Here is a 9,306-nt window from a genome sequence, read left to right as displayed (position 1 = left end):
CGATGCGGTCGACGAGCTCGAGCTCCCGGTGGGTGTCGAGGCGCCCGGAGTAGGGGCGGACCGACTCGACCTGCACGTCGCGCACCGACTCGGCGGCGGTGATGAGCACGTCCGGCGGGCGGCCGGAGGGGAGCTCGACGGTGAGGTCGTCGACGGCGATCCCGTCGACACGCTCGACGACGTCGACACCGAGGATGTCGGCGCCGGCCTCGCCCAGTGCGGAGGCGACCGCTCCGAGACTGCCCGGTCGATCCGGCAGTACCACGCGGAGCAAGAACGTCACCCGGCCACGCCTCCTCACCTGGCCCGCACGACCCCGGTGGCCGGGCGGGACGCCGCGCGCGCCGAGGAGCAGTGCCCCGTTGGCGGCCGACGCGGCACACCGGCGATCCTGCCAGGCGCGGCGACGTCCCACAGCACCCACCGTGGCGTGACGCGCGTGACCCAGCGTGTCGCCGCGACCGCGGGGCGTGCGGATCGGGCCGTCGCGGGTGCGCGAAAACCCTGTCGACCGGGGGTCCTAGACTCGGCATCAGGCCCGGTCGTGACGCTGCGCGCCGGCCGGCGGCCGTCGTGAGCAGCCCGCGTGGGCACCGTCCACCGCTTCACCCCTGGAGGGACATGTCTCCCGAATCCCCGTCGTCGGGCGGGGCCATCACCCGTGACGAGGTCGCGCACCTCGCGCGGCTGGCCCGGCTCGCCGTGACCGACGACGAGCTCGGCGTGTTCGCCGGCCAGCTCGACGTGATCCTCGGCGCGGTCGCCCGGGTGGGTGAGGTCGCGGCCGAGGACATCCCGCCGACGTCGCACTCCGTGCCGTTGGAGAACGTGTTCCGGCCCGACGAGCTCCGCCCCAGCCTCACGCAGGAGCAGGCGCTGTCCGGTGCCCCGGCGGCGGAGGACGGCCGCTTCCGCGTCCCGCAGATCCTCGGGGAGGAGCAGTGAGCGAGCGTACGCGAGCAAACCATCGACACAGCGCCTGCGCGCAGCGCCGACCGAGCGTCAGCGAGGGAGAGCGATGAGCGACCTGACGCGGCTGAGTGCCGCGGACCTGGCCTCGAAGATCCACTCGCGTGAGGTGTCGGCCGTCGAGGTCGCGCGGGCGCACCTCGACCGGATCGCCGCCGTCGACGGGGACGTGCACGCGTTCCTGCACGTCGGTTCGGAGGCGGCGCTGGCGTCGGCGACGCTGGTCGACGAGTCGCTCGACGCCGGGACGGCGCCCGCGTCGGCGCTGGCCGGTGTGCCGCTGGCGCTCAAGGACGTCCTGACGACGACGGACATGCCCACGACGGTCGGCTCCAGGATCCTCGAGGGCTGGCGTCCGCCGTACGACGCGACGGTCACGTCGAAGCTGCGTGCCGCGGGCATCACGATCCTGGGCAAGACGAACATGGACGAGTTCGCCATGGGCTCGTCGACGGAGTACTCGGCCTACGGCCCGACGCGCAACCCGTGGGACCTCGGCCGCATCCCGGGTGGCTCGGGTGGCGGCTCGGCAGCGGCGCTCGCGGCGTTCGAGGCCCCGCTCGCGATCGGTACCGACACCGGCGGCTCGATCCGCCAGCCCGCCGCGATGACGGGCACGGTCGGGGTGAAGCCCACGTACGGCGGGGTGTCGCGGTACGGGCTGGTGGCGTGCGCGTCGTCGCTCGACCAGGCCGGTCCCTGTGCCCGCACGGTCCTCGACGCGGCGCTGCTGCACGAGGTCATCGGCGGGCACGACCCGATGGACTCCACGTCGATCGACGCGCCCGTCCCGGCCGTCGTCGAGGCCGCGCGTCTCGGAGCGAAGGGCGACCTGAGCGGTGTCCGCGTCGGCGTCGTCCGCGAGCTGACCGGTGAGGGCTACCAGGCCGGCGTCCAGGAGAACTTCGACGCCGCGCTGCGCGAGCTGGAGAAGCTGGGCGCGGAGGTCGTCGAGGTCAGCGCCCCGCACTTCCAGTACGGCCTCGCCGCGTACTACCTGATCCTGCCGAGCGAGGTGTCGTCGAACCTCGCCCGGTTCGACGCCATGCGCTACGGCCTGCGGATCGACAAGGGCGCGTCCGCCGAGGAGGTCATGGCCGCCACCCGCGAGGCCGGCTTCGGCCCCGAGGTGAAGCGCCGCATCATCCTCGGCACGTACGCGCTGTCGTCGGGCTACTACGACGCCTACTACGGCCAGGCCCAGAAGGTGCGGACGCTCATCAGCCGTGACTTCGCCGCTGCCTTCGAGCAGGCCGACGTGCTGGTGAGCCCGACCGCGCCGACCACCGCGTTCCCCATCGGGGACAAGGTCGACGACCCGCTGGCCATGTACCTCAACGACCTCGCCACCATCCCCACCAACCTGGCCGGGACCGCCGCGATGTCCGTCCCCAGCGGCGTCGCCGCCGAGGACGGCCTGCCGACGGGGCTGCAGATCATGGCCCCCGCGCTCGGCGAGGCCGTCATGTACCGGGTGGGCGCGGCCTACGAGGCGGCCCGCGACGCCGCCGACGGCAGCCCGTTCGCCGCCCGCACCCCGGAGGTGAAGGCATGACCGCGCCCACGCTCGTCGACTTCGACGACGTCGTCGACCGCTACGACCCGGTCCTGGGCCTCGAGGTGCACGTCGAGCTGTCGACGAACACCAAGATGTTCTGCGGCTGCCCCACCGCGTTCGGCGCCGAGCCCAACACCCAGACCTGCCCGACGTGCCTGGGCCTGCCCGGATCGCTGCCCGTGGTGAACCGGACCGCGGTCGAGTCGGCCATCCGCATCGGGCTCGCGCTCAACTGCGACATCGCACCCTGGGGCCGGTTCGCGCGGAAGAACTACTTCTACCCGGACATGCCCAAGAACTTCCAGACGTCGCAGTACGACGAGCCCATCGCCGTCAACGGGCACCTCGACGTGACGCTGGAGGACGGGACCGTCGTGCGCGTCGAGATCGAGCGCGCGCACATGGAGGAGGACACCGGGAAGTCGCTGCACGTCGGCGGCGCCACCGGCCGCATCCACGGCGCCGAGTACTCGCTGCTCGACTACAACCGCGCCGGCGTCCCGCTCATCGAGATCGTCACCAAGATGATCCCCGACACCGGCGGGCGCGCCCCCGAGGTGGCCCGCGCCTACGTCACCGCGCTGCGCGACCTGATCCGCTCGCTCGGCGTCTCCGACGTCCGCATGGACCAGGGCTCGATGCGCTGCGACGTGAACCTGTCGTTGTCCCCCAAGGGCTCCGGCATCCTCGGCACCCGCAGCGAGACGAAGAACGTCAACTCGCTGCGCTCGGTCGAGCGGGCCGTCCGCTACGAGATGAGCCGGCACGCCGGCGTCCTCGACGCGGGGGAGAAGGTCGTCCAGGAGACGCGCCACTTCCAGGAGGACACCGCCACCACCCGGTCCGGGCGGATCAAGGAGACCTCCGAGGACTACCGGTACTTCCCGGAGCCCGACCTGGTCCCGATCGCGCCGTCGGCCGAGTGGGTCGAGGAGCTGCGCGGCACGCTGCCCGAGCTGCCCTGGGAGCGGCGTGCCCGCATCCAGCAGGAGTGGGAGCTCTCCGACGCCGAGCTGCGCGACCTGGTCAACGCCGACGCGCTCGACCTCGTCGCCGCCACCGTCGACGCCGGGGCGCCCTCGGGCGACGCCCGCTCGTGGTGGGTCTCCTACCTGTCGCAGCAGGCCAACACCCGCGGCGTCGCCCTCGACGCGCTGCCGATCACCCCGGCCCAGCTGGCCCGGGTGATCGAGCTCGTCACCGCCGGGGAGCTGAACAACAAGCTCGCCCGCCAGGTCGTCGACGGGGTGCTCGAGGGTGAGGGCGAGCCCGACGAGGTCGTCGCCGAGCGCGGCCTGGCCGTGGTGTCCGACGACGGCGCGCTGATCGCCGCCGTCGACGAGGCCCTCGCTGCGCAGCCCGACGTCGCGGAGAAGATCCGCGGCGGCAAGGTCGCGGCAGCCGGCGCGATCGTGGGCGCGGTCATGAAGGCCACCAAGGGCCAGGCCGACGCGAAGCGCGTCCGCGAGCTGATCATCGAACGCTGCGGCGCCTGACCCCGGCTCCTCGCGAACGAACGGCACAGTCGCGCAATGGCGCGACTGTGCCGTTCGTGCAAGGTCGGGTTTCCCCGGGTCAGGGAAGGATCGCGTCGACGTAGCCGCCGTCCACGCGGATTGCTCCGCCCGTCGTCGCCGAGGCCAGGTCCGAACTGAGGTAGGCGACCATGTTCGCGATCTCCTCCGGCTCGATGAGCCGCTGCAGCAGCGACTGCGGCCGGTGCTCGCGCATGAACCGGCGCTGCGCCTCGTCCCAGGGCAGGTCGTCGCCGACCAGCTCGGCGACGAAGTCCTCGACCCCGCCGGTGTGGGTCGGCCCGGCCAGCACCGAGTTGACGGTGACACCGGTGCCGGCGGCCGCCTTCGCGAACCCGCGGGTCACGGCCAGCTGCGCGGTCTTGGTGACGCCGTAGTGCACCATCTCCACCGGCGTCACGACCGCGGAGTCGCTCGCGATCGACAGCACCCGGCCGAAGCCGCGTTCGATCATCCCGGGCAGGTAGGCCCGCGTCAGCCGGATCCCGGCGAGCACGTTGACCTCGAAGTAGCGACGCCAGGTCGCGTCGTCGATCTCCAGTACCGGCGTGGGGGAGTAGATCCCCAGGTTGTTGACCAGGACGTCGACCGCAGGCAGCGCGGCGACGAGGTCGCCGGCGGCCGCGCGGTTCTTCCGTGCTCACCCGGAGGAGCGCAGCGGCTGCAGGTGCGGCACCCCGGCGAGCCAGCCCAGCGACTCCTCCGTCGGCACCGTGGGCTTGTACTCCGCCGCCACCGCGCCCCGATAACCCTTGTCCCACAAGTGGTCGACGAGGGCGGGGACGTCGACGGTCCCGGTGCCGGGCTCGCCGCGGCCCGGGGCGTCGGCGATCTGGACGTGCGCGATCAGCCCGACGTGGGCGTCGACCGCGGCGAGGAGGTCGTCGCCACTCGTCGTGAGGTGGAAGGTGTCATAGAGGAACCCGATCGCCTCGCCGCCGGCGTCGCGGACCTGCTCGACGACCCGCGCCGCGTCGGCGGCGGTCTCGATCGGGTAGGCGCCGTTGAGCCCCCGGCCGAGGGCCTCGACGAGCGACGTGCCACCGACGTCCCCGAGCCGGCGCGCGGCCGTCGTCAGGTTGGCGATCGCGACGGCGTCCTGGTCGGCGTCGGACAGATCGGGGCGGCGCTGGCCGTAGAGGGTGTTGAACACCGGGCAGCCGGTGCGCCGCGCGATGGCGACGACGGCGTCGAGGTTGGCATCGAACTCGCCTCGCAACGAGGGGTCGGACGCGATGCCGCGGACGCCGGCGCCGAGGTCGCCGCCGTAGAGGTTGAGCCCGGCCAGGCGCAGTCCCGCCGACTCGAGCGCGTCGACCAGGAAGTCTTCGCCGCCGGACGGGGGGACGGGTGCCGGCCAGGGCCACCACGTCTCGACGGCGGTGAACCCGGCCGCCGCGGCGCGGGCGAACCGCTGCTCGTAGGGGACCTCGGCGAACAGCAGGGAGATGTTGGCGACGAGCGGAAGGGTCACCAGGGCAGCCTCCCCGAAAACGAACGAACGGCACAGTGGCGCAACTCAGTTGCGCCACTGTGCCGTTCGTCCGGGAACGGGACGGACTACGCCCGGCTCGCCCCGCCGCCCGTCGGGGGTTGGATGCGGATGACGCGGTCGTCGCTGGCCTTGGGGCCGGCGCCGGCGCCGCCGTCCTTGTTGGTGGTGCCGAGCCAGAGCAGCCCGTCGGGGCCGGGGGCCGCGGCGGAGAGGCGGCCGTAGGCGTCGACCAGCAGCGTCTGGGGGTCGCCGGTGAAGGTGCCGTTCTCCCCGGGCCGCAGCGCGAAGACCGACTTGGTGCCGGTCAGGGCGACGACGAGGACACCGGCGTTGACGGAGCATCCGGCGACGCCCGGCCGGTCGGGCCACGTCCAGGCGGGGGCGGGGAGGGTGCCGGGGGCGACGCGGTGCAGGACGTCGCGACCGGCGGCCCGGTCGGTGACCCACGCGCTGCCGTCGGGACCGGCGCACATGCCCTGCGGGCTGGTGAGCCCCGAGGCGTAGACGGCGGTGGCGCCGGGGTTGCCGGGGGCCGGACGGCCGAGGGTGTCGATCCGCAGGACCTTCCCCGCGAGCGAGGCCGGGTCGGCGTTCGCGCCGCCGGTGGCGACGAGCAGGTACCCCGACGTCGGGTCGACCCCGAGCGCGCCGCCCGGGCCCCGCGGGATGCCGGTGAGCACGGGCTTGGGCGCCTCACCGGGCGAGATGCGCACGACGCGCTGGTCGGACCCCGTCGACGCGAGGGCGTAGACGAGCTCGTCCTCGGCGTAGCTGGGGGACAGCACGAGCCCGGTGAGCCCACCGGCGGCGGCGTCCACGGGCACGGTCGCGATCACCTGCGGGGCGGTGCCGCGCTGCACCCGCAGGACCCGGCCGGTGTCGCGTTCGGCGACGAGCGCGGACGTGGCGTCGGGCAGCACGGCGATGGCGGAGACGGGGGAGAGACAGGTGGCGACGACCTGCGGGTCCGGGTCGACGCACCCCGCCGGCTGCTGCGGCCCGGAGCTCTGCGGCGGCGGGCTCTGGCCGCCACCGGGGCTGCCGGGCGGGGGCGGCTGCTGCACCGACGGCGGCCCGCCGAGCTCGCCGGAGTTCTCGACCTGGTCCTGCCACGTGCGTTGCCCGCCGTCGGGAAAGTCGGCGCAGCCGGCGACGAACGCGAGCAGCACGACGAGCAGCAGCGCGCGCAGCCCGCCGACCACCCGCCCGTGCCCCATGTCCCCAAGGCTATGTCGGCCCCGGTGATCCCCCCGTGAGTGCGGCCACCGGGCGTCGATACGCGGGGTCGGGCGGTTTAGCGTGGCGTCGTGCCTGACATCGACGTCCTGGTGTGTGACGAGGAGGGCCGCGCGGCCCTCGAACAGCTCCCCGGCGTGCGGCCGGTCCACTACGACGCGGACGCCCCGCTGCCGCCCGAGGCCGCGACGGCCGAGATCCTCATCCCGCCGTTCCTGTCCCCGGCCAGCGGCGTGACGCTCGCCGAGCAGATGCCGAAGCTCCGGCTGGTCCAGCTGCTCACGGCCGGTGCGGAGATCTGGGTCGGCAACCTGGCCGAGGGTGTCGCCCTGTCGGACTGCAAGGGCGCCCACGGCGGCGCGACCGCGGAGTGGATCGTCGGCGCGCTGCTGGCGATCTACCGCGACTTCCCGGTGTTCCAGCGCGCACAGGAGGAGGGCCGCTGGGACTACCACCGCACCGACGAGCTCGATGGCAAGTCCGTGCTGATCGTCGGCGCGGGTGACGTCGCGGCGCAGACCGTGAGCCGGCTGACCCCGTTCGGGGTGTCGACGACGCTCGTCGGGCGGCGGGCCCGCGACGGTGTCCACGGCATCGACGAGGTCCACGACCTGTTGCCGGAGTTCGACGCCTGCGTCGTCATCGTCCCGCTGACCGACGACACCCGTGGCCTCGTCGACGCCCGGTTCCTTGCCGCGATGCCCGACGGCGCGATCCTCGTCAATGCCGCGCGCGGACCCGTGGCCGACACCGATGCGCTCGTCGCCGAGCTGACGTCGGGCCGCATCCGGGCGGCCGTCGACGTCACCGACCCGGAGCCGCTGCCGGAGGGGCATCCGCTGTGGTCGGCACCCGGGCTGCTGCTCACCCCGCACGTCGGCGGCAGCGTCCCCGGCGCGATGCGGCGCGCCTACGGGATCGCCGTCGAGCAGATCGCCGCGTTCGTGCGCGGGGAGCGCCCGCCGAACCTCGTCGAGAACGGTTACTGACACGCCGTCCCGGCTCGATCCGCCGGTGACCTGCGACGACTAGTGTTGCGCCCCATGAGCGAACCGACCCGGTCGATCGACTTCGGGACCTTCGACTCCGAACCCCCGACGTCGACGACCCGTCCCGAGCGCCGGCCGGTCCCCTCGAACGGCGCGGCGGACATCGGACTGCTGATCCTGCGCTTCGCCGTCGGCGGGCTGTTCCTCGCCCACGGCGCGCAGAAGGTCTTCGGAATGTGGGGCGGCCTGGGCATCACCCGGACCGCCGAGAACCTGGCCGTCCACGGGTTCGTCGCGCAGCAGACGAGCCTCGCCTGGGCGCTGGGCATCGTGGAGATGGCCGCGGGCGCGTTCGTCGTCCTCGGCCTGTTCACGCCGCTCGCGGCCGCGGGCCTGCTGGCCATCAAGGTGGTCGCGCTGCTGGTCAAGGTGCCCGCCGTCTACTTCTTCGCGGCGCAGGCGCCCGACGCGATCGAGCTCGACATCCTGCTGGGCGCCGGCGCCGCCGCGCTGATGTTCGCGGGCGCCGGGCGGATCTCGCTCGACAACGGCCGGACCTGGTTGCGACGCCCGATGCCCTACGCGGTCGTCTGCCTGATCGTGACGGTCGCGGTCGTCCTCGTGGTGATGCTGACGCTGCGTCGGTGATCCCCGACGACGACTGGCTGCGCGCGCTGGCGCGGCGCCGGGGGCCGCTGACCGTGGTGGGCCGCGCGGCGCTGACCGGCGGCTACGCCTCGGAAGGGGCGGAGCGCGTCGACCTGTCCGACGGCACCTCGGTCGTCGTCAAGGCGGCCGCGGCCCGCGAGGTGGCGGCGCTGCGGGCCGTCGCGGTCGTCCCCACCCTCGCCGAACCCGTCCTGCTGGCCGCGGGCACCGGCTGGGTCGTGGTGCCGTTCCACGACGGACCACCCCTTGCCGACGACGAGCCCGTCCCCGCCGCGGTCCTGACGATGCTGGACCGGGTCCACACGCACTGGCGCGGCAAGCGCCCTCGCACGGTCCCGGTGGCCGACGCCGCGTGGTGGCGCGAGCTGTGCCTCCAGCGGATCGTCCCGGCCGTCGACCCCGTGACCCCATCGGTGGCGGCCCGGATCCGGGCCTGGGCCGACGACCCCCGCGCCCTCCACGCCGCGACCGCTGTCCCGCGCACCCTGACCCACGGGGACCCGCACCGGGGGAACGTGCGGGGCGGCCGGCTGATCGACTGGGGCAACGCGCGCGTCGCACCGCGGGGCTTCGACCTCGCGGTGCTGCGCGCGCAGGGCACCGACGTCGCGACGGGCGACCCGAGCGAGGACGGCTGGTCCGACCTCGCGATGGCCGTCGCCTACCTGGGCTTCGCCGCCGACCACCTGGGCGCGGCCCGCGTCCAGGAACTGGCGGCCGTGGCGGAGGGCGGCCTGGCGGCCCTGTGAGCGGTAATGGACGCTATGGCGACCATTACCGCTCACGACCCCGGCTTGCGGTTCCAGAGCTGGTGGACGAGCCCGCTCGGCGACGTGACCGACTCGCCGGTGAAGC

9 protein-coding genes and 1 pseudogene are annotated in these 9,306 nt (G+C 73.8%); 6 read left to right on the top strand and 4 right to left on the bottom strand.

What is annotated here, in order from left to right; translation table 11 throughout:
* On the bottom strand, window positions 1-283 hold a 283-nt coding region (locus AB7F12_RS31485; protein WP_428518069.1), incomplete at its 3' end, for an ACT domain-containing protein.
* Between the two features lie 338 nt (window positions 284-621).
* Here AB7F12_RS31485 and gatC point away from each other — a divergent pair.
* The 3 genes from gatC to gatB all read left to right on the top strand — a co-directional run bounded on the left by gatC (window position 622) and on the right by gatB (window position 4,023).
* A complete protein-coding gene (gatC, locus tag AB7F12_RS31480) occupies window positions 622-945 on the top strand; it encodes an Asp-tRNA(Asn)/Glu-tRNA(Gln) amidotransferase subunit GatC (RefSeq protein WP_147105836.1) in 324 nt (107 codons plus the stop codon).
* 73 nt (window positions 946-1,018) lie between these two features.
* The gene (gene gatA / locus AB7F12_RS31475) at window positions 1,019-2,524 is read left to right on the top strand and encodes an Asp-tRNA(Asn)/Glu-tRNA(Gln) amidotransferase subunit GatA (protein ID WP_428502609.1); all 1,506 of its coding nucleotides are present in this window, start codon (window positions 1,019-1,021) and stop codon (window positions 2,522-2,524) included.
* Window positions 2,521-4,023 carry an Asp-tRNA(Asn)/Glu-tRNA(Gln) amidotransferase subunit GatB gene (gene gatB / locus AB7F12_RS31470; RefSeq protein ID WP_428502610.1) on the top strand — a complete coding sequence of 501 codons (1,503 nt, stop codon included), beginning with the start codon at window positions 2,521-2,523 and terminating at the stop codon, window positions 4,021-4,023. Before gatA ends, gatB begins: the two co-directional genes overlap by 4 nt.
* Before the next feature lie 79 nt (window positions 4,024-4,102).
* Here gatB and AB7F12_RS31465 read toward each other — a convergent pair.
* From AB7F12_RS31465 to AB7F12_RS31455, 3 genes and pseudogenes are all read right to left on the bottom strand, one after another.
* A pseudogene (locus AB7F12_RS31465) lies at window positions 4,103-4,681 on the bottom strand (SDR family NAD(P)-dependent oxidoreductase); the annotation flags it as partial.
* 21 nt (window positions 4,682-4,702) lie between these two features.
* The gene (locus tag AB7F12_RS31460) at window positions 4,703-5,536 is read right to left on the bottom strand and encodes a hydroxypyruvate isomerase family protein (protein WP_428516469.1); all 834 of its coding nucleotides are present in this window, start codon (window positions 5,534-5,536) and stop codon (window positions 4,703-4,705) included.
* A gap of 86 nt (window positions 5,537-5,622) precedes the next feature.
* The gene (locus AB7F12_RS31455; RefSeq protein WP_428516471.1) at window positions 5,623-6,774 is read right to left on the bottom strand and encodes a PQQ-dependent sugar dehydrogenase; all 1,152 of its coding nucleotides are present in this window, start codon (window positions 6,772-6,774) and stop codon (window positions 5,623-5,625) included.
* Window positions 6,775-6,864: 90 nt separating this feature from the next.
* On the opposite strand from AB7F12_RS31455, the gene AB7F12_RS31450 reads away from it, so the two are divergent.
* Genes AB7F12_RS31450 through AB7F12_RS31440 form a run of 3 tightly spaced genes read left to right on the top strand, consistent with a single transcriptional unit; the run spans window position 6,865 to window position 9,200 of the window.
* The gene (locus AB7F12_RS31450; RefSeq protein WP_428502775.1) at window positions 6,865-7,782 is read left to right on the top strand and encodes a 2-hydroxyacid dehydrogenase; all 918 of its coding nucleotides are present in this window, start codon (window positions 6,865-6,867) and stop codon (window positions 7,780-7,782) included.
* A 54-nt stretch (window positions 7,783-7,836) separates the two neighbouring features.
* Window positions 7,837-8,430, top strand: a complete 594-nt coding sequence (locus tag AB7F12_RS31445; RefSeq protein ID WP_428502774.1) for a DoxX family protein — start codon at window positions 7,837-7,839, stop codon at window positions 8,428-8,430.
* Complete coding sequence (locus AB7F12_RS31440) at window positions 8,427-9,200, top strand: phosphotransferase (protein WP_428502773.1); 774 nt, start codon at window positions 8,427-8,429, stop codon at window positions 9,198-9,200. The genes AB7F12_RS31445 and AB7F12_RS31440 overlap by 4 nt, the downstream gene beginning before the upstream one ends.
* Window positions 9,201-9,306 lie beyond the last annotated feature (106 nt).

It is taken from the genome of Pseudonocardia sp., assembly GCF_050250275.1.
Lineage (GTDB): Bacteria > Actinomycetota > Actinomycetes > Mycobacteriales > Pseudonocardiaceae > Pseudonocardia.
The sequence above is the reverse complement of the archived record's forward strand: the minus strand, read 5'-3'. Positions and strand labels throughout refer to the sequence as shown.

Bases quoted from the DNA above. Each gene is read 5' to 3' on its own strand.
- gatB (WP_428502610.1), top strand. From the start codon at position 2,521: ATGACCGCGCCCACGCTCGTCGACTTCGACGACGTCGTCGACCGCTAC.
- AB7F12_RS31455 (WP_428516471.1), bottom strand. From the start codon at position 6,774: ATGGGGCACGGGCGGGTGGTCGGCGGGCTGCGCGCGCTGCTGCTCGTC.
- AB7F12_RS31445 (WP_428502774.1), top strand. From the start codon at position 7,837: ATGAGCGAACCGACCCGGTCGATCGACTTCGGGACCTTCGACTCCGAA.
- gatA (WP_428502609.1), top strand. From the start codon at position 1,019: ATGAGCGACCTGACGCGGCTGAGTGCCGCGGACCTGGCCTCGAAGATC.
- gatC (WP_147105836.1), top strand. From the start codon at position 622: ATGTCTCCCGAATCCCCGTCGTCGGGCGGGGCCATCACCCGTGACGAG.